General features: G+C 39.4%; 23 protein-coding genes and 1 tRNA gene. 20 read left to right on the top strand and 4 right to left on the bottom strand.

The window, feature by feature from the left end; all coding sequences use genetic code 11:
* Positions 1-179: 179 nt before the first annotated feature.
* Positions 180-638 (bottom strand): methylated-DNA--[protein]-cysteine S-methyltransferase, encoded by a 459-nt coding sequence (locus ACHB7C_RS08420; RefSeq protein WP_042848385.1) that lies wholly within the window; start codon positions 636-638, stop codon positions 180-182.
* Positions 639-925: 287 nt separating this feature from the next.
* Between ACHB7C_RS08420 and nrdH the strand changes: the two genes are divergently transcribed.
* The 12 genes from nrdH to ACHB7C_RS08360 all read left to right on the top strand — a co-directional run bounded on the left by nrdH (position 926) and on the right by ACHB7C_RS08360 (position 14,872).
* The gene (gene nrdH / locus ACHB7C_RS08415; RefSeq protein ID WP_042848387.1) at positions 926-1,153 is read left to right on the top strand and encodes a glutaredoxin-like protein NrdH; all 228 of its coding nucleotides are present in this window, start codon (positions 926-928) and stop codon (positions 1,151-1,153) included.
* Between the two features lie 8 nt (positions 1,154-1,161).
* Positions 1,162-1,575 carry a class Ib ribonucleoside-diphosphate reductase assembly flavoprotein NrdI gene (gene nrdI, locus ACHB7C_RS08410; protein WP_042848388.1) on the top strand — a complete coding sequence of 138 codons (414 nt, stop codon included), beginning with the start codon at positions 1,162-1,164 and terminating at the stop codon, positions 1,573-1,575.
* 12 nt (positions 1,576-1,587) lie between these two features.
* Entirely contained in the window at positions 1,588-3,720 is a 2,133-nt protein-coding gene (gene nrdE, locus ACHB7C_RS08405) for a class 1b ribonucleoside-diphosphate reductase subunit alpha (RefSeq protein ID WP_071547823.1), read from the top strand.
* Positions 3,720-4,706: a class 1b ribonucleoside-diphosphate reductase subunit beta gene (gene nrdF / locus ACHB7C_RS08400; RefSeq protein WP_261984780.1), complete on the top strand. Its 987-nt coding sequence runs from the start codon at positions 3,720-3,722 to the stop codon at positions 4,704-4,706. Before nrdE ends, nrdF begins: the two co-directional genes overlap by 1 nt.
* Positions 4,707-5,433: 727 nt before the next feature.
* Positions 5,434-6,633: a glycine betaine/L-proline ABC transporter ATP-binding protein ProV gene (gene proV / locus ACHB7C_RS08395; protein ID WP_042848391.1), complete on the top strand. Its 1,200-nt coding sequence runs from the start codon at positions 5,434-5,436 to the stop codon at positions 6,631-6,633.
* Positions 6,626-7,789, top strand: coding sequence for a glycine betaine/L-proline ABC transporter permease ProW (proW, locus tag ACHB7C_RS08390; protein ID WP_042848392.1), 1,164 nt, complete (start codon positions 6,626-6,628; stop codon positions 7,787-7,789). The genes proV and proW overlap by 8 nt, the downstream gene beginning before the upstream one ends.
* A 94-nt stretch (positions 7,790-7,883) precedes the next feature.
* The gene (proX, locus tag ACHB7C_RS08385; protein WP_042848394.1) at positions 7,884-8,879 is read left to right on the top strand and encodes a glycine betaine/L-proline ABC transporter substrate-binding protein ProX; all 996 of its coding nucleotides are present in this window, start codon (positions 7,884-7,886) and stop codon (positions 8,877-8,879) included.
* Positions 8,880-9,013: 134 nt separating this feature from the next.
* Positions 9,014-10,213: an MFS transporter gene (locus ACHB7C_RS08380; protein ID WP_042848397.1), complete on the top strand. Its 1,200-nt coding sequence runs from the start codon at positions 9,014-9,016 to the stop codon at positions 10,211-10,213.
* A gap of 663 nt (positions 10,214-10,876) precedes the next feature.
* Positions 10,877-11,392 (top strand): transcriptional repressor MprA, encoded by a 516-nt coding sequence (gene mprA, locus ACHB7C_RS08375; protein WP_042848398.1) that lies wholly within the window; start codon positions 10,877-10,879, stop codon positions 11,390-11,392.
* Between the two features lie 216 nt (positions 11,393-11,608).
* On the top strand, positions 11,609-12,790 hold the full coding sequence (gene emrA, locus ACHB7C_RS08370) for a multidrug efflux MFS transporter periplasmic adaptor subunit EmrA (protein ID WP_042848400.1): 1,182 nt from the start codon (positions 11,609-11,611) through the stop codon (positions 12,788-12,790).
* A 14-nt stretch (positions 12,791-12,804) separates the two neighbouring features.
* Positions 12,805-14,340, top strand: coding sequence for a multidrug efflux MFS transporter permease subunit EmrB (emrB, locus tag ACHB7C_RS08365; RefSeq protein ID WP_042848401.1), 1,536 nt, complete (start codon positions 12,805-12,807; stop codon positions 14,338-14,340).
* A 109-nt stretch (positions 14,341-14,449) separates the two neighbouring features.
* Positions 14,450-14,872, top strand: coding sequence for a hypothetical protein (locus ACHB7C_RS08360; protein WP_349488829.1), 423 nt, complete (start codon positions 14,450-14,452; stop codon positions 14,870-14,872).
* A gap of 150 nt (positions 14,873-15,022) precedes the next feature.
* Here ACHB7C_RS08360 and ACHB7C_RS08355 read toward each other — a convergent pair whose 3' ends face one another.
* Entirely contained in the window at positions 15,023-15,385 is a 363-nt protein-coding gene (locus ACHB7C_RS08355; RefSeq protein ID WP_042848404.1) for a helix-turn-helix domain-containing protein, read from the bottom strand.
* Positions 15,386-15,488: 103 nt separating this feature from the next.
* Here ACHB7C_RS08355 and ACHB7C_RS08350 point away from each other — a divergent pair, with 103 nt between their 5' ends.
* Positions 15,489-16,052, top strand: coding sequence for an NAD(P)H-dependent oxidoreductase (locus tag ACHB7C_RS08350; RefSeq protein WP_395347006.1), 564 nt, complete (start codon positions 15,489-15,491; stop codon positions 16,050-16,052).
* A gap of 89 nt (positions 16,053-16,141) precedes the next feature.
* Here ACHB7C_RS08350 and ACHB7C_RS08345 read toward each other — a convergent pair whose 3' ends face one another.
* Complete coding sequence (locus ACHB7C_RS08345; protein WP_131680476.1) at positions 16,142-17,227, bottom strand: tRNA/rRNA methyltransferase; 1,086 nt, start codon at positions 17,225-17,227, stop codon at positions 16,142-16,144.
* A 171-nt stretch (positions 17,228-17,398) separates the two neighbouring features.
* Here ACHB7C_RS08345 and ACHB7C_RS08340 point away from each other — a divergent pair, with 171 nt between their 5' ends.
* From ACHB7C_RS08340 to ACHB7C_RS08310, 7 genes are all read left to right on the top strand, one after another.
* Positions 17,399-18,100: a tRNA-uridine aminocarboxypropyltransferase gene (locus ACHB7C_RS08340; RefSeq protein WP_042848409.1), complete on the top strand. Its 702-nt coding sequence runs from the start codon at positions 17,399-17,401 to the stop codon at positions 18,098-18,100.
* A 227-nt stretch (positions 18,101-18,327) separates the two neighbouring features.
* Entirely contained in the window at positions 18,328-20,973 is a 2,646-nt protein-coding gene (locus ACHB7C_RS08335; protein ID WP_048606336.1) for a bifunctional acetate--CoA ligase family protein/GNAT family N-acetyltransferase, read from the top strand.
* A 159-nt stretch (positions 20,974-21,132) separates the two neighbouring features.
* Positions 21,133-22,488, top strand: a complete 1,356-nt coding sequence (pssA, locus tag ACHB7C_RS08330; protein ID WP_042848412.1) for a CDP-diacylglycerol--serine O-phosphatidyltransferase — start codon at positions 21,133-21,135, stop codon at positions 22,486-22,488.
* 68 nt (positions 22,489-22,556) lie between these two features.
* Entirely contained in the window at positions 22,557-22,889 is a 333-nt protein-coding gene (locus tag ACHB7C_RS08325) for a YfiM family lipoprotein (RefSeq protein ID WP_395347210.1), read from the top strand.
* Positions 22,890-23,034: 145 nt separating this feature from the next.
* A complete protein-coding gene (locus ACHB7C_RS08320; RefSeq protein WP_042848413.1) occupies positions 23,035-23,346 on the top strand; it encodes an antibiotic biosynthesis monooxygenase in 312 nt (103 codons plus the stop codon).
* Positions 23,347-23,351: 5 nt separating this feature from the next.
* The gene (locus ACHB7C_RS08315; protein WP_042848415.1) at positions 23,352-23,777 is read left to right on the top strand and encodes an amino acid-binding protein; all 426 of its coding nucleotides are present in this window, start codon (positions 23,352-23,354) and stop codon (positions 23,775-23,777) included.
* On the top strand, positions 23,737-24,447 hold the full coding sequence (locus ACHB7C_RS08310; RefSeq protein WP_395347002.1) for an ArsR/SmtB family transcription factor: 711 nt from the start codon (positions 23,737-23,739) through the stop codon (positions 24,445-24,447). The genes ACHB7C_RS08315 and ACHB7C_RS08310 overlap by 41 nt, the downstream gene beginning before the upstream one ends.
* A gap of 82 nt (positions 24,448-24,529) precedes the next feature.
* Here ACHB7C_RS08310 and ACHB7C_RS08305 read toward each other — a convergent pair.
* A tRNA-Asp gene (locus tag ACHB7C_RS08305) sits at positions 24,530-24,606 on the bottom strand.
* Between the last annotated feature and the right edge of the window lie 44 nt (positions 24,607-24,650).

Here is a 24,650-nt window from a genome sequence, read left to right as displayed (position 1 = left end):
GTATCAGGCTCAGTACATCAGATATCTAAGTTACTTGTCTACAACCTAGATCACGAAAATTGACTAAAAAAGTAAAAATATATTATTTATCGGTATTATCTGTGCAAATTCCACCCATAATTCTTACAAATAGCAATTATTACAACTAATAGTATTAGCTATAGTGAATTATTTAGATATTACTTCTCATGCAATAGTAACCAACCTTTAATATCTAGGCCGCCAGTATAACCGACTAGCTTTCCATCATGCCCTAATACACGATGACAAGGTACAATTAAAGAAATGGGGTTACGTGAATTAGCCATTCCAACAGCACGACAGTAATTTACAGAACCTAACTTTAAAGCCAAATCCTTATAGCTCCATCGCTCACCATAAGGTATCCCACATAAATGCTTCCAAACTTTCTTTTGAAACTCAGTTCCCTGAGGATTTAAAGCAACCGTAAAAACTTTTCTTTTATGACTAAAATATTCTTTTAACTCTTTCACGCAAAGTTTGGAGTGTTCATTCTTAATTTCTTTTTCTGTTTTTTCTTCAACAAAGTACAGGCTCGTTATTCCGTCATCATCAGCCGTAATATGGATCCACGGTTTAGGAAACTTTTCCGGTGTTTCTAAATATTGATGGTACATAGTATCTCCTTAAAAGGAATCAATTACCTGATTGTATATACAGTTATAGAGTAAATTATTTCCGCTTTGCAATAATCTTTTTTCTTAGTGTCACCAACTGAATCACTAAATCCACTTATTTTTTATTTTCAATGTTAATAACAACCTAGCAAATAATTAGAATAATTATCATTCAACTTTTCATATCCACTACATATTGTATGGTTGATAAATAACTCACCCATATATAGTATTTACTTATTAATCTTGTTGGCTATGACACGTTAAAAAATCAAAAGGTAAATAATATGACTGAGATTACCATTTATAGTAAGCCTAATTGCGTTCAATGTAATGCAACATACCAAGCGCTAGATCGCAAACAAATTTCCTATCAGGTAATTGACCTCACTCAAGATGACCAAGCCCTTGAGCTAGTTAAAAAATTAGGCTATCAACAAGTCCCAGTAGTCATTGCTGGGGACAAACATTGGTCTGGGTTTCGTCCAGATATGATTAGCTTATTAGCGGCCTAGAGGTTCTTATGGCAACGGAAGCGCTTATCTATTTTTCCAGTCGTTCTGGAAATTGCCATCGCTTTGTTAAAAAGTTAGGCCTTCCAGCAACACGGCTCCCCATTGGTCGCCAAGAAAACAGCCTAATTGCAACAAAACCTTATGTTTTGTTGCTGCCTACTTATGGTGGTGGAGGCTTAAAGGGTGCCGTCCCAAAAGAAGTGATCCAATTTCTAAATATTGAAGCCAATCGCTCACTTATCCGTGGAGTGATCGCTGCGGGTAACACCAACTTTGGCGATGCCTATGCCATTGCTGGGGATATTGTCGCGCAAAAGTGCCGTATTCCTTACCTTTACCGTTTTGAGCTTCTTGGCACAGAAAAAGATGTTCAATCCGTTAAGCAAGGCCTTCAAATATTTTGGCAGCGTACTGACAACTAGAGTTATTTCAAAATGGATAAAATGCAAAATACCACTGATATAGACTATCACGCACTTAATGCTATGTTGAATTTATATGATAGCAAAGGCCACATTCAATTTGATAAAGACAAGGAAGCTGCACATCATTATTTTAGGCAACATGTAAATCAAAACACTGTATTTTTTCATGACTTAAAAGAAAAATTAGATTTCTTAGTGCAAGAAAACTATTACGAAAGTAGCGTATTAGGTCAATATGATTTTGAGTTTATCAAATCATTATTTAAACAAGCTTATGCGCATAAATTTCGTTTCCAGACTTTTTTAGGTGCCTTCAAATATTACACCAGCTATACCCTAAAAACCTTTGATGGTAAACGTTATTTAGAGCGTTATGAAGATCGTGTCTGTATGGTGGCATTAACACTTGCACAAGGCTCAGAAAGCCTCGCGATGTTATATGTGGATGAGATCATCAGCGGTCGTTTTCAACCTGCTACCCCCACATTCCTGAATTGCGGTAAAAAGCAAAGAGGTGAACTAATTTCTTGTTTTCTTTTGAGAATCGAAGACAACATGGAATCCATCGGTCGCTCCGTAAATTCAGCATTACAATTATCCAAGCGTGGCGGTGGTGTCGCATTTTTAATGAGCAACTTACGTGAACAAGGCGCTCCAATAAAATTGATTGAGAATCAATCATCTGGTGTAGTCCCTGTCATGAAAATGCTAGAAGATGCCTTTTCCTACGCTAACCAATTAGGGGCTCGTCAAGGTGCCGGAGCCGTTTATTTACACGCGCATCATCCTGACATTATGCGTTTTCTTGATACTAAACGGGAAAATGCCGATGAAAAAATACGCATCAAAACGCTTTCTCTAGGGGTTGTTATTCCTGATATCACTTTCCAGTTAGCAAAAGATAATCAAGATATGTATTTGTTCTCTCCTTATGATATTGAACGCATATATGGTGTTCCAATGTCCGAAATTAGTGTGACAGAGAAATACCATGAAATGGTAAATAACAAGGGGATCAAAAAATACAAAATTAATGCGCGAGAATTTTTCCAAACCTTAGCTGAAATTCAATTTGAATCGGGATATCCTTATATTCTCTTCGAGGACACTGCCAACCGGGCCAACCCAATCGCAGGGCGAATTAATATGAGCAACTTGTGTTCGGAAATACTGCAAGTTAATCGCCCTAGTACTTATGAAGATGATTTAAGCTACCAACAGATTGGTAAAGATATTAGCTGTAACTTAGGTTCAATGAATATCGCTAAAACAATGGACTCCCCTAATTTTGCTCAGTCTATTGAGGCTGCTGTGCGGGCTTTAAGTGCAGTTTCAGATATGAGTGATATACGCTCAGTCCCTTCTATTGCACAAGGTAACCGCCAATCCCATGCCATTGGCTTAGGGCAAATGAATTTACATGGCTACCTTGCAAGGGAGCACATTCATTATGGTTCTGAAGAAGCGTTGGATTTTACCAATATTTATTTTTACTGTGTCACTTATTATGCGCTAAAAACATCCAACCAATTAGCCAGAGAAAGAAAAACTGCATTTGTTGGCTTTGAACACTCTACATATGCCTCTGGTGAATATTTCGATAAATATATCAACAACCTTTGGTTACCAAAAACACAGAATGTGCAGGAATTATTCCGACGTTCGGGTATCGAAATTCCAAGTCGTGAAGATTGGCTAGCCTTGAAACAGTCAATTATGACCCACGGAATTTACAACCAGAATCTGCAAGCTATCCCTCCGACAGGTTCAATTTCCTATATTAATAATTCAACATCTAGCATTCATCCTATCGTTTCACGAATAGAAATTCGTAAAGAAGGTAAAATTGGGCGCGTCTACTACCCGGCTCCTTTTATGGATAACAAAAATCTAGAGTATTACCAAGATGCTTACCAAATCGGGCCAGAAAAAATTATTGATACCTATGCAATGGCCACTCAACATGTTGACCAAGGTTTATCTTTAACCCTATTTTTTAAAGATGATGCCACTACCCGCGATATCAATCGTGCGCAAATATATGCATGGCGAAAAGGGATAAAAACACTGTATTACATTAGGTTACGCCAAACCGCCCTAGAAGGAACCGAAGTCGAAGGCTGCGTATCTTGCACTCTGTAATAGGAAAAAATCAAATGACCACCAGCACATCTTATACACCTGTTAAAGCTATCAACTGGAACCGACTTCAAGACGATAAAGATTTAGAAGTTTGGAACCGGTTAACCACCAACTTTTGGTTACCTGAAAAAATCCCGCTCTCCAATGACACACCATCTTGGAACACGCTTACTGCGGCAGAAAAACAGCTCACTATTCGAGTATTCACTGGCTTAACGTTACTCGATACCATCCAAAATACGGTTGGTGCTCCTTGTTTAATGCCTGATGCTCAAACCCCTCATGAAGAAGCCGTATTATCTAATATTAGCTTCATGGAAGCGGTACACGCTCGGTCTTATAGCTCAATATTTTCAACATTGTGCTCGACCACTGATGTCGATGACGCATACCGTTGGAGTGAAGAAAATACAGCGTTACAGAATAAAGCCAAAATCATCCTTTCTTATTATTGCAATTCACATCCACTGAAGAAAAAAATTGCGAGTGTATTTTTAGAATCATTCCTTTTTTATTCAGGGTTTTATTTACCTATGTATTGGTCAAGTCGAGGTAAATTAACTAATACCGCAGACCTCATTCGATTAATTATTAGGGATGAAGCTGTACATGGATATTATATTGGCTATAAATTTCAAAACTCATTACAACAATATGATAATGAAGTACAAAAAGAAATTAAAGATTTCACTTTTTCATTATTACTTGATTTATATGAAAATGAAGTTAAGTATACGCAAGAACTGTATGACTCGGTGGGTTGGTCAGAAGATGTAAAAAAATTCCTTCATTATAATGCGAATAAAGCATTAATGAATTTAGGTTATGAAGCATTATTCCCAGATACAGTGACAGATGTTAGTGCTGCAATATTATCCGCATTATCCCCAGATGCGAATGAAAACCATGATTTCTTTTCGGGCTCTGGCTCATCTTATATTATTGGAAAGGCAGTAAGTACCGAGGATGATGATTGGAACTTCTAATAAACCAGTAAATTTAGTTTATCTATCAAAGCAAATCCCCTAAAAAACTATATCATGATGAATAATAATGATTTTATTTATCATGATATTTTTTAGCTCAAAAAACAGACGATTTATTTCGTTTTTTATATGTATATCTGTTTAATTACTCATTTTTAATGAGTCAATCTGGCAAATTATTTGAAAATAATCCATATTTCAATTATTTTTGATAAGATAAATTAATATAAACTAGTGTATATTACATTTATTTTTCTACTCTAAATGTTAATTTTTATCCGTATTAATAATAAATTAAAAACTTATTACCCCAATAGATTGTATTAAATGCGCTATCTAATAAATTCAGTCTCACCAGTTAGTTAACCTATAGGATCTTAAATTAACGCACTAACGAATTAGGCTAATTATTTCTTTAATCAGCAAGAATAATTCGTCTTTTCTGCATGTGATTTTTTTGATTAATTATGCTTAACCGAGGGTTGTCAGTCGATTTTATTATGCTAGGGTTTATTGCTTGCAAGTTTTGCTAATAACTAAAACAGGAATAATTAAATTTAAACCATAATGATCGAACCCATTAAACTAAAATAGGAATTTCTGCCCTAATAATTTTCAACCGATAGTCGCAATTTTAAAATATTGTTTAAGCTATCACGACAGAATTAATCACATTCAATATGGGCAATCATTCTTCCTTATTGATTGAAAGTTGGGTAAATAATATATGGCAACAAAATTAGAAGTTAAAAATTTATATAAAATTTTTGGGGAAAATCCTGATCCGGCCTTCAAGCTACTGAAATCAGGAATGAGTAAAGATGATATCTTTGAAAAAACAGGCCTAACCGTAGGTGTTCAAGATGTTAATCTGACGATTGAAGAAGGCGAGATCTTTGTCGTGATGGGGCTTTCTGGCTCAGGGAAATCCACGTTGGTACGCCTCCTCAATCGCCTGATAGAACCGACAAGTGGCCAAGTCATGATTGATGGAGAAGACATCTCCGGTATTACTGACAAAGCACTGCGTGAAGTTCGACGAACTAAAATCAGTATGGTGTTTCAATCATTTGCACTTATGCCGCATATGAACGTGATTGATAACACTGCTTTTGGTATGGAACTTTCTGGTATTTCGAAAGAAGAACGGCATAAAAAAGCAATGGATGCCCTTCAACAAGTCAACCTAGAGAAATGGGCTAACTCATACCCTGATGAACTGTCAGGAGGTATGCGTCAACGTATAGGGTTGGCAAGAGCACTAGCCAATGACCCTGATATCCTATTAATGGATGAGGCTTTTTCTGCGCTAGATCCCTTGATCCGAACTGAAATGCAAGATGAGTTGCTCTCTTTACAAGGGGATAAACAGCGCACCGTTGTTTTTATTTCCCATGACCTTGATGAAGCCATGAGAATTGGTGATCGCATTGCCATCATGCAAGGGGGAGTCGTTGTTCAAATAGGCACTCCAGATGAAATTCTGAATAACCCTGCGAATGATTACGTCAAAACATTCTTCCGTGGCGTTGATATTAGCCAAGTCTTTAGCGCCAAAGATATTGCTCGTCGGCGACCTGATGCTCTTTTACATATCGCACCGGGTTTTGGTCCGCGTTCTGCCCTTAAAGTTCTAAATGACGAGGACCGCTATCATGGTTATTTGATCTCTCGAGGTCATACCTTTGTCGGTGTCGTTTCTGTTGAATCCCTCGAAAAAGCGCTCCGTGAAAAAGCCGGTATTGAATCTGCAATTTTAACCGATATCGAGCCTATTCAAGGCGATACATCTTTGAATGAAGTTATCTCAACTGTAGCGCAAGCTCCTTGTGCGGTACCAGTCATTAACGAAAAAAATCGTTATTTGGGGGTAATTTCGAAAGGAATGCTGTTGCAAGCACTGGATAAGGAGACGCCAAATGAGTAAACATAATCAAGAACAAACAACTAACCAGCAAGATCCATGGGCGGATGCTTCAGTGCAAGAAGCCCCAACACAAACCCCAGAAACTGCTGCTGATGATCCATGGGCTGCGAGCTCCGATAATAGCCAAACATCTTCAGATGACCCATGGGGTAATGCCCCAACAACAGATGCACCAGCGGAATCTGGCAGCAACGACTGGTTAGATGCAGCGCCAACAGATGGCGTATCAATTGATCAATTTAACTTTATGGACCCATTTCAGCACACATTGTTACCATTAGATTCGTGGGTAACTCACGGTATTGATTGGGTAGTACAAAATTTTCGCCCAGTATTCCAAGCTATTCGTGCACCAATTGATTTTATTCTCAGTGGGTTCGAGCAATTTTTAACCTCCCTGCCCTCCCCCGTCGCCATTATTTTATTTGCTTTATTAGCATGGCAATTCGCAGGAAGAGCAATGGGTATTGCAACATTCGTTTCAATGATTGTTATCGGGGCAATCGGAGCATGGTCAGAAGCCATGGTCACATTATCATTAGTATTAACGTCTCTGTTATTTTGTATTGTTATCGGGTTACCCCTCGGAATATGGCTTGCACGTAGTGATAGAGCAGCAAAAGTAGTCCGTCCACTACTCGATGCCATGCAAACAACACCCGCGTTTGTCTACCTAGTCCCCATTGTGATGTTATTTGGTATTGGTAATGTACCTGGCGTGGTGGTCACCATTATTTTTGCATTACCCCCGATCATTCGTTTAACCATTTTAGGTATTAAACAAGTCCCAGCAGACTTAATTGAAGCCGCAGAGTCATTCGGAGCCAGCCCTAGCCAAATGCTATTCAAAGTCCAGTTACCTTTAGCTATGCCGACAATTATGGCAGGGGTAAACCAAACATTGATGTTAGCACTATCCATGGTGGTGATCGCCTCTATGATTGCTGTCGGGGGCTTAGGACAAATGGTTCTACGCGGGATAGGACGCTTAGATATGGGATTAGCCTCTGTTGGTGGGGTTGGGATCGTCATCCTTGCTATCGTATTAGACCGCTTTACACAATCGTTAGGCCAAGATACACGTGGCAAAGCACTATCACGCTGGTATCAAAAAGGCCCTATTGGGTTAATCACTCGCCCATTCAGTAAAAAATAAACACGTTCAACACATCCTCCATCCACGATAGAGCCATTATTTGGCTCTTCGCTTGCAAAGCCAAGCGACGAACCAAAATAGAAGGATAAACATAATGAGAAAGCCAATTATTCTTGCAACTGCCCTGACTGCTATTCTTAGCTCTTCACTCGCGTATGCGGAGTCATTACCGGGTAAAGGAATTAAAATAAACCCTGTACAAAGCACCATCAGTGAGGAAACATTCCAAACCTTAATTGTCTCAAAAGCCCTTGAAAAGCTCGGCTATGATATTAACCCTATCAAAGAAGTGGATTACAACGTTGCCTATTCCTCTATTGCCAATGGAGACGCAACTTTCCTAGCCGTAAGTTGGGTACCTTTACATGATGCACAATATGAAGCTGCCGGTGGTGATAAAGCCTTTTATCGCCAAGGGGACTATGTTGTCAATGCAGCACAAGGCTATTTAATTGATAAAAAAACCGCTGATAAATATAACATTACCAACATTGAGCAATTAAAAGACCCAAAAATCGCAAAATTATTTGACTCTAACGGTAACGGTAAAGCGGACTTAACTGGCTGTAACCCCGGTTGGGGCTGTGAAGCTGCGATCAATACACATTTAAAAGCTTACGACCTTGAAAAATCTATCGATCACAATCAAGGAAACTACGCGGCTATGATGGCCGATACCATCACGCGCTACAAAGAAGGGAAACCTATTTTCTACTATACCTGGACCCCTTACTGGATCAGTGATGTGTTAAAACCAGGCCGTGATGTAGTTTGGTTAGAAGTGCCTTTCTCGGCAATGCCGAATGGTGAAAAAACAGATACTACGCTTCCTAATGGCAAAAACTATGGTTTCCCACCAAACACAATGCACATTGTAGCGAATAAAAAATGGGCTGCCGATAACCCTGCTGCGGCGAAATTGTTTTCCATTATGAAATTACCTATTGCCGATGTGAATGCGCAAAACTTAAGGATGCATAATGGAGAAGCTTCTCAAGCTGATATTGAACGCCATGTGAATGGATGGATTAAAGCACACCAATCCACTTTCGATGGCTGGGTTGAAGAAGCAAAACAAGCTGCCAAATAAGTTAAACTACTGAGCAAAAACTAAAAACCATCTTCTTCTTGAAGATGGTTTTTTTTATAAATAGCGAAAAGAAATAAACCAAGCTTTTGAATTTTGTTTATAGTATTTGCCTAATTGATGATTGGTAATAAAAAATGAAACAACCACAAACGGCTGAACTCACTACTGGCCTAACCATTTTAATGGCAATTTCGACAGGTTTAGTTGTCGCTAGTAATTACTATGCTCAACCTCTGTTAGAGACTATTGCCGAGCAATTTAACCTTACCACCAATATGGCTGGGTTTATTGTGACCGCTGCCCAGTTGGGGTACGCTGCTGGTTTACTATTTTTAGTCCCTTTAGGGGATTTATTTGAACGTAAACGCTTAATTTTGGTTATGACCTTTCTTTCCGCGTTAGGTCTCCTAATTACAGCTTTATCAAATCATGTATGGCAAATATTATTAGGTACAGCTCTCACTGGTTTATTTTCAGTGGTCGCTCAAGTACTTATTCCACTAGCAGCATCTATCGCCAAACCACATCAACGCGGTAAAGCGGTTGGTATCATTATGAGTGGGTTACTGCTTGGAATTTTACTTGCAAGGACAGTTTCAGGGGCTGTCGCCATGGTGGGTGGCTGGAGAGCTATCTATTGGGTAGCTTTCGCTTTATTGATCCTATTGATGATTGTGCTAGCCATCAAATTGCCTCGCTATCACCAAAAAACCAATCTGAACTATTTTCAGTTACTTGGCTCTATCGGTCGCTTATTTTTTGGTACTCCCGTGCTTGCCGTAAGAGCCTCGCTCGGAGCACTTTCATTTGCTAATTTTGGTTTACTATGGACAGCGATGGCTTTTTTATTGGCAAGCCCACCGTTTAATTACTCTGAAGGCACTATTGGCTTATTTGGTCTGGTTGGGGCTGCTGGAGCATTCATGGCATCTCAGGCAGGACATCTTGTTGATAAAGGGAAAGGCAAACTCCTGACCACAATTGGGCTCGTTTTGTTGTTGTTATCGTGGATACCTATAGGGTTAGCTAAACACTCTCTCGTTGCATTTATTATTGGCGTCTTAGTTCTCGACCTTGCAGTACAAGCTGTTCACGTAACAAGTCAAAGTACGTTATACCGTATTTTACCAGAGGCTCGTAATCGGCTTACTGCCGGTTATATGACCAGTTATTTTATTGGTGGAGCGCTAGGCTCACTACTTTCGGGTTATGCTTATGAACATGCAGGATGGGAAGGCGTAGCCATTTCCGGTGTTATCTTAACTGCAATCAGTTTAATTATTTGGGCAATTGGTATTCGTTTTGACCCTACCATCACCGCGCAGGATCAATAACGTTTCTGCAGATAAAAACGCAGCTAACATTTCAGACAAAATGCTAGCTGCAGTGCTTTAACACATAAACAAACCTAACATATCAAAGTGATACCCTATAAGTTTATCAAATAAATATTTTGAATATTGAATTAATAAATATTCATATATTCATTAAATAGTTTTATTTGTTATAATAACTAAGGCGAAAGTTAGCAAATGACACTGTTAAACAAATACTATATCTTAATTAAAAGGTATACTAATAGTTAGTTGTGGCAATTATTAACACATAGAATAATATATAAATTAAACAAAACTCGGTATTTATACGTAATAATTAAAATGTTCCATCTAACTTGTAATTATTGAGTAATAAAAAAAGTGGTATTGAGTTAATGTGATGTGATTATATATTGTTTTATATGATTATATTTAGTGCCTAAATCGATTTATTTTTGGTTGCTTCATAACCAATCATGTCTAAAAAAGCAAAAATGATTGGTTACGCTATACTGAAACCTGTAAATTACATTCATAAAATTTATGAATGATGTATCATAATCAAAATAAAATCGACGGTATTAAGTAAGTATAATTGCTAATTCTATCTTTTAATATACCATTTAGGTGGTTGATGACAGTTGTAATCTTACCAACTGAAACTAATAAGGTATCCAAATAATGGAAAGTTCATTTACACCGACTGAAGAACTACTAAACGCTCGTGTTGCACAGCAAGATTCACATGAAGCACCGATTCCGTATCAAGAAATTCTCTTAACACGCCTATGTATGCATGTTCATGGCAAGCTACTTGAATCACGTAATAACATGTTAAGAGCTCAAGGTATTAATGAAACTTTATTCATGGCATTAATGATCCTTGATACAAAAGACTCCCGTAGTATCCAGCCCTCTGAACTTAGTGCAGCACTCGGTTCCTCACGAACCAACGCCACACGCATAGCCGATGAGCTTGAAAAAAATGGTTGGATTGAACGTAAAGAAAGCCATAACGACAGACGTTGCCTACACTTGCATTTGACTGAGAAAGGAACTGAATTCTTAAATGGTTTATTGCCACCTCAGCATGGCGCCCTTATTGATATTTGGTCTGTTTTGGATGCTAATGAAAAACAACAGCTGGATATGCTGATGCGTAAATTACTGACCAAACTGGATACGATAAAAGATTAACCATGATCTTTGTAGGGTTAATGTATTTGAGGCATTCTTACGCTCAAAGGTGAAAAAAAACTTTTCAGCTAACAATATTTCGTTATCCTTTCATTCTTATGCTTTGCGATATCCCATCGAGCAGCAAAATCATTTGTAGTCTTAGTTTCCAGTGGTTAATCCCTAACTACTGGAAACAATTGTGATCCCTATCCATCGAACATGGAGAATATGAGTATGAGTTCCCCTGAGGAAATGCAACAAACGCAGACTCCCCAACCAAATAAAAAAAGACAACGTAGAAATGCGCTCGTGTTTTTAACCATTATTTTTATTGCTATTGGCGTTGGCTGGGCTGTTTACTGGTATCTCGTACTTCGTCATTATGAGTCTACAGACAATGCATATGTCGCAGGTAACCAAGTACAAATTCAATCTCAAGTTTCTGGAAGTGTCATGACGGTCAATGTTGATAACACTGACTTCGTCAAAAGTGGGACCACGCTAGTCACGCTCGACCCTAGGGATGCAGAAATAGCACTTGAAAAAGCAAAAACAGAACTTGCCAATAGTGTGCGCCAAACACGCCAACACATAATTAACAGCCGCCAATTGCAAGCGAACATTGCCGTTAAGCGTTCAGAACTTAACCGATTACAAAATGATTTAAAACGCAGAGAAGTTCTAGGTAGTAGCAATGTTATCGGCAAAGAAGAACTACAACATGCCAGAGAGGCTGTCGTCAGTGCAAAAGCCGCATTAGATATGGCAATTGAACAGTACAATGCCAATCAAGCCATTGTTCTTAACACCCCAATAGCAAAACAACCCGCTGTAGAACAAGCCGCAACACAAGTGAGAAACGCTTGGTTAACCTTACAACGAACTAAAATCGTCAGCCCCGTCGATGGTTATGTTTCCCGCCGCAGTGTACAAGTAGGTTCACAGATTACGCCTTCAACACCATTAATGGCTATCGTCCCTTCTAGTGGCATGTGGATTGACGCTAATTTTAAAGAAACTCAACTTGCGGATATGCGTATTGGCCAAACTGCAAAGGTCACCACTGATTTCTACGGTAAAGATATTGTTTTCAATGGAACCGTCGTCGGTTTAGATATGGGGACAGGAAGTGCATTTTCATTACTCCCTGCACAAAATGCGAGCGGTAATTGGATCAAAGTCGTACAACGTCTCCCCGTTCGTATCGCCTTAGATGCTAATCAAGTTGAAGAGCATCCCCTGCGCATAGGGTTATCAACTGAAGTGACCGTCGATACTTTAAATAAAGATGGCAAAGTACTTTCTAAAGGCATGCGCGATACACCTGCATACCACACTGCAGCATTAGCCGTTGATATGTCACCTGCCGATAAAATAGTTACTGAGATAATTAATAATAACTCAGGGAATAAATAAGTGAGGGAGCAACCGTGACGCCAGCACCGTTAACAGGATCAAAACTTGCTTGGATGACTATTGCCCTTTCATTGGCAACCTTTATGCAAGTACTTGACTCTACGATTGCTAACGTAGCGATCCCAACTATTGCGGGTAACTTAGGTGCTTCTAACTCACAGGGAACTTGGGTAATTACCTCCTTTGGTGTCGCTAATGCAATTTCAATTCCAATCACTGGCTGGCTAGCTCGCCGGATAGGCGAAGTAAGGTTATTTTTGTGGTCGACAGGGCTATTTGCTTTAACTTCATGGCTATGTGGCATTTCTAGTAGTTTAGAAATGCTAATTTTATTCCGTGTATTGCAAGGCTTAGTTGCAGGACCACTGATCCCATTATCTCAGAGCCTGCTTCTTAATAACTACCCACCAGCTAAGCGAAATATGGCATTAGCTCTTTGGTCAATGACCATTGTCATTGCGCCTATTTGCGGGCCAATTCTTGGTGGGTACATTAGTGACAACTATCATTGGGGCTGGATATTTTTTATCAACGTACCATTTAGTATCGCGATTATTTTTGCCATCATGAAAACACTAAAAGGTCGTGAAACAAAAATATCGATACAACGCATTGATACTATTGGTTTAGTATTGCTTGTAGTAGGGATTGGCGCATTACAAATCATGCTTGACCAAGGCAAAGAACTCGATTGGTTTAACTCTACCGAAATTATTGTTTTGACCATAATTGCCGTTGTTGCTATTGCTTTCCTGATCGTATGGGAGCTCACGGATGAACACCCCGTAATTGACCTTTCACTATTTAAAGAACGGAATTTTACTATTGGCTGCTTATCCCTAAGCCTCGCTTACATGCTATATTTTGGGACCATTGTATTACTGCCCCAATTATTGCAGGAGGTTTACGGCTATACCGCAACATGGGCAGGCTTGGCTTCTGCACCCGTTGGTTTATTACCCTTGTTAATTACCCCAATAATTGGTCGTTTTGGTAACCGAATTGACATGCGCTATCTGGTTACATTCAGCTTTATTATCTATGCTGTTTGTTACTATTGGCGAGCTTATACCTTTGAACCGGATATGAGTTTCGCAGCAGCAGCATGGCCACAATTTGTACAAGGCCTAGCCATCGCCTGTTTCTTTATGCCACTAACAACCATTACCTTATCAGGCCTACCGCCTGAGAAAATGGCTTCAGCATCCAGCCTATCCAACTTTACCCGTACATTAGCAGGGGCAATAGGAACATCGATTACTACCACGATGTGGACACAAAGGGAATCAATGCACCATGAAAACCTCACAGAGTTTGTCAACCCTTACAACCCTAATGCCCAATATATGTATCATGAACTGGCAAAGATTGGTTTGAATGAGCAACAAAGTGCTGCATATTTAGCGAAAACCATTACAGACCAAGGGCTTATTATCTCCGCAAATGAGATCTTTTGGTTATCCGCAGGGATTTTTATCTTATTAATGGTCATTGTTTGGTTTGCAAAACCCCCATTCGGTGCAGGTTCAAAAGGTGGTGGTGCACATTAGCCCCCGCTTTATCATCCTAGCCCCACTTTTTATGTGGGGTTATTTTTTTGCTTATCGCCTTTCTAACCAATACACTAATTCACTAATCAGATTGCTCAGGTAAATTATCATGAAATCATGGGTTGAAAATAGCCAGCTAGTAGAACTGATCAACACCTTAGATGACTTCCAAGCAGAGCAATACCGCAAAAAACTTATTTGCTATGTCAATCAATACCAAGAAATTTACCCTTTCGATATATTGGACGATGTTCAGGCTTATCTGCAGCTAAAACTTGAAGTTGATGACCTTGATTTTACTTGTATTCCACAAGAAGTTACTCAAGCCATCGAAACAGGCTATTATGAATACTGCATCAGTTTAAATGAAATTTCTGCAGCTTATAAAATCGTGACAAAAGTAACACCATTAACCCGCTTAGACCTTATTCAATTCGCAAATCATTTACTAGAAGCTTATTCATGTAATTATTCCGAAGAGGAATTTTTAGCCCCTAAATTAACTGAGCTAGTTTGCTTATTGCATAAATAATATTCTTTATACAAAAAATATTACATATTTGCTCAGTCATAGGCTTATAGCGCAATAACAACTCAACGAGTGAAACTCATTAAGCCATAAATAATTAATCGGCTATTGCTAAAAATACCCCCCATAATAGAAGTTAAGCCCGCATGACTTTTAATTTGCTATTTCGTCACGTATTTGTTCCCCCCACTCACACATCATATTGAGAACTGGAATTAACGTTTTTCCTCGGGGAGTTAAACTATATTCTACTTTAGGGGGGATTTGAGGGTATTCCTCTCTAAATACTAAACCATCTTTTTCTAACTCTTTAAGCGTCGAACTTAATGTCTTGTAAGTAATCGTTCCGATACAACGTTGTAACTCATTAAAACGGATCACTTCTTTATGTTGGGCTAACCAATACAAAATGATCATTTTATATTTGCCATTGATAACGGAAAGCGTATACCCGAAGCCAGTTTCTTGCGGGTTAATACCACTCAAAGCACATAATATTTCCTCTCTATTTTTCATATTATCACTATCCTTTAGGTAAGTATGTGTCGTCAGTGTGCGTATTTTCTTTTTTGAAATTGGATTTTATACTGTCAATACTTTCAAACAAAGGAATAATTTAGTGAAAACTTTAATCGTCGTCGCTCATCCTAATATGCAAAACTCTGTTATTAATCGTCATCTATTAGAACAAGCCGCCAAACAAACCAATGACTTTACGATCCATAATATTTATGAAGCTTATCCAGATTGGAATATTGATGTTGCTAGAGAGCAAGCGCTAATTGAAGCCCATGACAATGTGATCTTACAATTTCCTATTTATTGGTTTAACTCTCCGCCATTACTTAAAAAATGGCTAGACGATGTATTTACTTATGGGTGGGCATATGGTTCACAAAGTCACGACAGACTGAAAGAAAAAACGATCGCTTTAGCCGTTACCGCTGGAATTAGGGATGAGGACTACCATGCTGAAGGAAAATATCAGTATACACTCGCTGAGATATTGCGGCCGTTCGAAGTTACCGTCTTATACATTAATGCTAAATGGGGCGGCTTTTTTGGGTTTTATGGTACCGAAACATATGACGAAAAAGGACTAACTGAATTATCACCTGAAGGGAATATTACGGATAAACAAATGACCCAATATTTAGAATTTATTGAATCAATAAATTGTTAAGTTAGCTCTCACTTTATACGAGCTAAATGTAAATCCAGAACTAGCTTTACATTTAGCTAGCCTGGATTTAATTTTTACTCAGTGCGCTATTACTTAACTTGGTTTTGCTGCCACCATTGCGCCAACATAATTCCAGTTGCAACAGACACGTTCAAGCTTTCTACTTTACCTGTACCGCCAATATACAGACTCATATCCCCTTGATCCCACGTGCTATCACTTAAGCCATCACTTTCTTGGCCTAATACTAAGACCATTTTAGCGGGTAACTTAGCTTTCGCTAAATCTTGGCTTCCTTTATGGCTAGAGGTAGTCACAATGGTATAACCTGCTTGACGAAATTTATCCAACGTTGAGGTTAAACCGTCAGCATCAATCGCTTTAATATGCTCAGCGCCGCCTTCTGCGGTACGAATTGCTGCACCAGACTCTAGCATGCCAGCATCTTGCAAAATAACGCCTTTCACACCGAAGTGGGCACAGCTACGCATCATTCCGCCTAGGTTATGTGGGTTACCTACATCTTCTAGTGCTAATACACAATCTTTCTCTGCCGCTTGCTGTATATAAGCATCTGCGCTCATTCCACCACGCTTTTTGATGATAAAACAGACACCACCATGGTGTTCAGTGCCCGATGCCTTTGATAACTCTTCATCATCAACAACATGGTAAGCTTTACGGTTTGCCGCCATCCATTTTAATGCATCACGAAAACGTGGCGTCACAGATTGTAAGAACCACGCACGAACAATCGCATCAGGCCGGTTCTTAAACATAGCTTGGCATGCGTTTTCACCATAGATACGCGTTTCTTCCTGACGTTGCTTACGTAATTGCTCCGGGTCTATTTGGCTTTTACCCGCAATTCCACCATGGTCGTTAACCAGTTCTTCGCTATCTGGTTTAGAAACAGTGCGCCATGGTGAACGCTCACGAGATACATCATCGCGGCTATCAGAACGACGCTCCGGACGATTAGGGCGCCCACCACGGTCATTTCTTCCATCACGTCGGTCATTACTGCGTTTATCATTACCACGTCTATCGTCACGCCCTCCGTCACGACCACCACGGCGTTTATCATTATTTTTATTGTTGTCCGCTTCTTCACTACGGACATACATCACTTTTACTTTGCCGTTTTTACCACTAAATTCATTCGAGTCGTTCATCACTATCCCCTACTAAGCTATGGCGCGAAGATTACATGATGTTGCAAGGCTACGCCACCGATTCACGCTATTATCTCACCGAAAACTTATTGAATATACTTCTATCGTATAGAAATCGTTTTGCGTACAATAAGCCCCTCATTTTAAATCCCCTAAAAACCTTAATTAACCATGACCCCGAATGCAGTTTATCACCTTCGCCAGCAGCGCCTTGCATTATCAACTAAGCCTTTTAAAGCCAGAGGTTGTCGAGTAAAACGCTGTGAATATTGCTTGTTACCTGTTCCACAATGCTTATGCAAAGATACGGTATCATCACAAGCAAAAAGCCAATTTTGCTTAATTATGTTTGATGGCGAAGTATTTAAACCAAGTAATACTGGGAAATTGATTGCAGATATTTTGCCTAATACCCTCGCATTCCAATGGTCAAGGACTGAACCGGACGCGCAGTTATTAGCTATATTACAAGACACCACAAAACAACCATATCTTATTTTTCCAGAGAGCTACGCTGAAAGTGAACGCACCGTGGTAAATCAACCAAATATCTCTGAAAAACCCCCGTTGTTTATTTTATTGGATGGCACTTGGCCTGAAGCCCGTAAAATGTTTCGAAAAAGCCCTTATCTCAATAATCTTCCAATGCTTTCAATCAATACCAAAGCAAGAACTGATTATTTATTACGGACGCCATCAAGGGAAGAACAACACTGTACAGCGGAAGTTGCTGCAACAGTTTTAGAATTAGCTGGGGATACCAACGCATCTCAACAATTGTTCAGCCACTTCAACCTATTTCGCCACAAATATCTTGAAGGTAAACCTCACCATCCAATGGCACAAATGATGCTAAATGAAACCTCGCTCTAACTATTTTTGGGTAATTTTTTAATTTATTTTACGCACGTAGTACCAAGAAATTTTAACTTTCGGACCATCATCATCATAAAACGTGAACGTGCTTGTATAAATTAATTAAATTGGCAGGATAAACTAGCGCAAAGTCAAAGTTAGGGCATAGTATTCATAAGTATTACTCAGCCTATTTTATCTATTGAGCTTTTAGTTCGTTCCAGCAAAACGGAAGGTTACCAATCATGGGTTTAGTGAGTCAGCTAGAATCTTTATTCAGACCAAAGTCTATTGTTGTTATTGGGGCATCTGAAAATCCGAACCGTGCAGGTTCGGTGATGATGAAAAATCTCCTAACCAGTGGCTTCAAAGGGCCAATCCTTCCTGTTAACCCAAACCGTCATTCAGTACTTGGTGTATTTGCTTATCCATCAGTTGATGAACTCCCTCTTAAACCTGATCTTGCTGTAATTTGCACTCATTACTCACGGAATATCGATTGTTTGCATCAATTAGGTGCTGTTGGTTGTAAGGTTGTGATTGTTTTATCATCCCCTTCTATTCAATTTAATGAACTTAAAAAAGTTGCTCAACAGTACCAAATGCGGTTACTTGGCCCAAATAGCTTAGGCTTCCTTGCCCCATGGCAAGGGCTAAATGCCAGTTTTTCACCTATTCCAATTTTAAAAGGAAAACTCGCCTTTATCTCTCAATCTGCCGCGGTCTCAAACACTGTTCTTGACTGGGCAAGGCACAGAGAAATCGGTTTTTCCTACTTTATTGCCCTTGGTGATAGCATCGATATCGATATCGATGACTTATTGGATTACTTAGCTCGGGACAGTAAAACAAGTGCTATTTTGCTTTATCTTGAAAACATCAGTGATGCAAGGCGCTTTTTGTCTTCATCTCGTAGTGCATCACGTAATAAGCCAATTTTAGTCATAAAAAGTGGTCGTACGCGTAAAGCACAAGAACTACTCGGTGATAAACCTAGCTTAGACGCCGCCTATGATGCGGCTATCCAACGGGCAGGGCTTTTACGTGTACAAGACACTCATGAAATGTTTTCCGCCGTAGAAACATTAAGTTATATGACGCCATTACGGGGGGAACGCCTGTCTATCATGAGCAATGGTTCAGCACCCGCAGCGATGGCATTAGATGAACTACTGTTACGCAATGGTAAGCTGGCTAAGCTAAGTATTGAAACCGAAAATGAATTAAGCTCTTTATTGCCTCTTGATTTATCAACGCAAAATCCTATCGACTTAGGGGATGACTCAACAGTTGAACGCTACATCAATGTGCTAAATAAAATGCTTGATAGCCACGACCACGATGCTTTGTTATTGATCCACACACCGAGTGCGATCACTGAAAGCAAAATAATGGCAGAAAAAATTATTAAGGCCATAAAGCAGCACCCTAGGGGGAAATGGCTAACCATCCTAACCAATTGGTGCGGCGAATATTCATCTCAAGAATCACGCCGACTTTTCAGTGAAGCTGGTATTCCAACTTATCGTACTCCTGAAGGGGCTATTACCGCCTATATGCATATGGTGGAATACCGCCGTAATCAAAAACAACTCAAAGAAACTCCAGCGCTCCCTGTGGGTATTACGGCAAACACTCAGCAAGCTCATGAATACATCCAACAAGCATTAACTAACAACAACCTTCATTTAGATACCCATGAAGTCCAGCCTATCTTAAAGGCATATGGCTTAAACAGCCTTCCAACATGGATTGCCCATTCAAGTGATGAGGCCATTGAAATTGCAGAAAAAATTGGTTATCCCGTTGCATTAAAACTACGTTCTCCAGATATTGTCCATAAATCTGAAGTACAGGGGGTTATGCTTTATTTACGTAATGCGAAAGAAGTCGAGGATGCCGCAAAAGCAATTATTGAGCGTGTTTCCACTAATTTCCCTAATGCACGCATTGAAGGGTTACTGGTACAAAGTATGGCAAACCGAGCTGGGGCCCAAGAGCTAAGAATTGCTGTTGAATTAGACCCCGTATTTGGTCCCTTAATTATGTTAGGAGAAGGCGGTATTGAATGGCAACAAGAAAGCCAAGCAGCCGTCGCCTTGCCGCCACTTAATATGGCTTTGGCCCGTTATCTGGTAATCAATGCAATTAAAGGATATAAAATCAAATCCAGAAGTGCCCTAGAACCTTTAAATATACTAGGGCTATCTAGCTTATTGGTCCGTGTTTCAAATCTAATTATTGATTGCCCGAATATTACACGTTTAGACATTCATCCATTGTTAGCTTCAGGTGACGAATTTACCTTGCTTGATGTCTCTATGACATTAAGTCCAACAGATAGTGCAACAACATCGAGGCTTGCTATTCGCCCTTATCCGAGCGAACTCGAAGAAACTATCGCCTTAAAAGAAGACCTAACCTGCCTGCTACGGCCTATTCTTCCTGAAGACGAACCATTACTGAAGTCCTTTATCGAACAAGTCACCAAAGAAGATCTTTACTATCGTTATTTTAGCGAGATCAGCGAATTCACCCATGATGATCTCGCAAACATGACTCAAATTGATTACGACAGAGAAATGGCTTTCGTGGCCGTCAAAAACCAAGGTTCTAATCCTGAGATTATTGGCGTTACCCGTGCAATGGCCGATCCAGATAACCAAGAAGCTGAATTTGCTGTATTAGTGCGCTCAGATATGAAAGGGCAAACTCTTGGTTACCAGCTAATGCAAAAGCTGCTTAATTACACCCGTAACCACGGTATAAAAAAATTGACGGCAATAACCATGCCTGAAAATAGAAATATGATCAGCTTGGCAAAAAAATTAGGCTTTGAAATTGATGTTCAGTTTGAGGATGGGGTCGTAAACCTAACACTCTATCTGTAAAAAAACTGGGTATAACTACATAACTTGTATGGTAATTAAACAGGCTGTTAATTTGTACTAAATGGTTTGGCTAAATATGCTATCATCCATAGATCATTCGCTTGAAAATGTGCGTAAAGCGATTTGCTATTGGACTAATAAGAGAAAATTCACACTGTGATGTTGTCAAAATTAAAACAAGCAAAACATCAACAATATTTGGTTAGTTTACCTAAACTGTCTCAAGAAATTGCTGATGTAAAAACGCTATATAAGACAGAAGATTTTCGTGATGAACTGCTGAAACAAATTTCTCAGGCTCAAAATACTATCTACATAACCGCTTTGTATTTAGAGAAAGATGATGCAGGCAAAGACGTACTTCATGCGTTATATGCTGCAAAACAAGCTAATACATCATTGGATATCAAAATTCTCGTAGACTGGCACCGTGCTCAACGTGGCAGAATAGGCGTTGCAGCAAATGCAACTAACGCCGATTGGTACTATGACGTTGCTCAGCATTATCCTAATATCGATATTCCAGTCTATGGCATTCCTGTTAATACTAGGGAAGCCTTAGGTGTGTTGCACCTAAAAGGTTTCTTGTTTGATGATACTTTACTGTACAGCGGTGCAAGTATTAATGATGTTTACTTACAACGTCATGATAAGTACCGTTATGATCGGTATCATTTGATCAAAAATAGCCAACTTACCGCATCAATGAAAAAATTTATTGATGACTCGTTATTACAAGCCGAGGCTGTTCATTTACTAAATACAACAACTCGCCCTAAAACAGCTGAATTTAAACACTTAATCAAACAATTTCGTTTGGGATTAAGGGGTTCTTCTTATCAATTTATCGGGAATGCCTCAAACGATGAGCTATCCGTAACTCCATTTGTCGGTCTTGGTAAAAAGAATGATTTAAACCGTGTGATCACTCATTTAATGGGCTCTACCAATAAAAAGCTCACAATTTGTACGCCCTATTTTAATCTACCAGCAGTTTTAGTTAGAATTATTAGTCGGTTGCTAAGAGAGGGTAAGCAAGTCGAAATTATTATTGGTGATAAGACAGCTAATGATTTCTATATCCCACCTGAAGAACCATTTAAAATTATAGGTGCACTACCTTATCTCTATGAGATAAACCTGCGCCGCTTTGTAAGCCGTCTGCAACGTTTTATCGATAATCAACAACTGACCGTTAGGCTGTGGAAAGATGGTGAAAATACCTATCATCTAAAAGGGATGTGGGTAGATAATCAGTGGCAGTTAATAACAGGTAATAACTTGAATCCTCGGGCATGGGGGCTAGATCTTGAAAATGCAGTGCTTATCCACGATCCAAAACAAGAATTACAAGATCAACGTAGCCACGAATTAGAGTGCATCCGCACGCACACAAAAGTGGTAGGCCATTTTCGGGAACTTGATAGCATTCAAACCTACCCAGTAAAAGTAAAAAAACTTATCCGCAGATTACGTCGAATACGTGTGGATAGGCTAATTAGCCGGATTTTATAACCCCAGTCCAAGTCAGCGTCACTTTAGTGGCGCTTTTTATGGCCGTTGACTCGGTGATGATACCTACTATGTTTAAGCCATTCATTATTAGTATATTCATAATGTTAATCACTGGGTGTAGTGGTTATCATTGGTCTAATGATAACTGGAAAGGCAAAGATAAAGCCCAACACTTCGCATTTTCCGCAGCAATGGCTGCAGCAGGAAATGCATATGCTGATAGGCAAAATATGCGACATAGAGACGCAGCACAATTCGGTATTTTATTTTCAGTCTCACTAGGTGCTGCAAAAGAATTATATGATAGTCGGCCAGAAGGAACAGGTTGGAGCTGGCATGATTTTACTTATGACGTTGCTGAAGCTGTAGCAGGATATAGCTTATATCAATCATTTAAATAATCTTTGGTTTCATCTTTATCGTCCCCTTTCACTAAATCATTCCTTACCGGATGCCCCCTCTTCACTATCTTATACATTTCGTTCTCTATCGAAGCATCCCTAAAAAAATTGACTATATTAAGGCTTTCTAACTGAAGGGGGTTTTATGATCGCAGTACTATTTGAAGCAAATCCAATTCCTGAACAACAAAGCCGTTACTTTCAGCTAGCCGCTGAACTCAAGTCAGAGTTGCTAAATATTAAAGGATTTATTTCTATTGAGCGTTTTCAAAGCCTAACAACCACTGGGAAGATTTTGTCTCTATCGTGGTGGGAAAATGAAGAAGCCATAATTGAATGGAAAAACAATATGCAACACCAACATGCTCAATTTGAAGGAAAAAGCACCATTTTTTCACAATACCATATTCGGGTAGCACAAGTTATCAGAGATTATTCATTAAATAAAAGAGACTAACCTTTATGTATGATATTTATGTGATCCTTGATAATCAACCGGGCAAATTAGCGATACTTGGCGCTACATTAGGCCAACATGGCATCAGCCTCGAAGGTGGCGGTGTTTTTTCTGTCGAGGGCAAAAGCCATGCACATTTTTTAATTGAGCACACAGAAAATATTCATCAAGCTCTATTCTCCGTAGGTTTACAGCTTGAAAGCATTTCACAACCTGTAATTTGTCAACTCAATCAAGATTGCCCAGGAGAACTTGGCAAAATAGCTGCACACCTCGCTCATTATCATATTAATATCCTTGTGCAATATAGTGATCACAACAATAGGTTGATACTATTAACCGATAACAATGAGCTCGCTATTAAAATCACGAAAAAATGGAGTGTTCCCCGTGAGATCAATCCAGCCAGACCTCCTAACCGAGGAAAATGAACACTTAGAACGCTCAATTTCAAATGTTGCCTCTGCAATTGCTGACCCCTCAAGGGTCAGTATTCTTTGTGCACTAATGGATGGCAAGGCTTGGACTGCAACAGAGTTAAGTTCCGTTGCAGGGGTCACACCTTCAACGGCCAGTGCCCATCTGGCAAAATTGTTAAATAGTCAATTAATTACCTATCTGTCTCAAGGGCGACACCGCTACTATCGCCTCGCTGGTACAGATATCGCAGCTCTAATTGAAACTTTAATGGGGGTTTCAATGAAAATGAAGAGTCAACACCCCACCACCACACCTATTACCTTACGCAAAGCGCGCACCTGTTATAACCACCTAGCAGGAGAAATCGCAGTAAAAATCTATCAATCTATGCAAAAAAGAGGCTGGATATTAATCGAAGAGAACAAACTTTCTACATTTGGCATTGACGGTTTTAAACAGCTAGGCATCAAATTACCAATAAAGACAACAAAAAAAATGGTGTGTGAATGTTTAGACTGGAGCGAACGAAGTATGCATCTGAGTGGAGTCGCTGGCGCTGAATTATTAAAAATATTTGAGCAAAACGGATGGATAAACAGAATAAAAGGCTATAGGGAAGTAAGTTTTACATCAACGGGCAAAAAAGCCTTAAAGCGCTATTTTGAAATTGATATCACCTAATTTAACTATTTAATATTATTAGCATTCTTCGGTTCATATATGTAAAAAAGCCCCGTGATTTTCATCACGGGGCTTGATTAAGTGGCGGAACGGACGGGACTCGAACCCGCGACCCCCTGCGTGACAGGCAGGTATTCTAACCAACTGAACTACCGCTCCACTTATTCTTTTCGCCTTTCGGCAATTTACTGCTTCTTATAAGC

It is taken from the genome of Providencia sp. 2024EL-00732 (assembly GCF_044006275.1).
GTDB classification, from domain to species: Bacteria; Pseudomonadota; Gammaproteobacteria; order Enterobacterales; family Enterobacteriaceae; genus Providencia; species Providencia huashanensis.
Note: the sequence above shows the minus strand (reverse complement) of the source record. Positions and strands in the feature narration are given on the sequence as shown.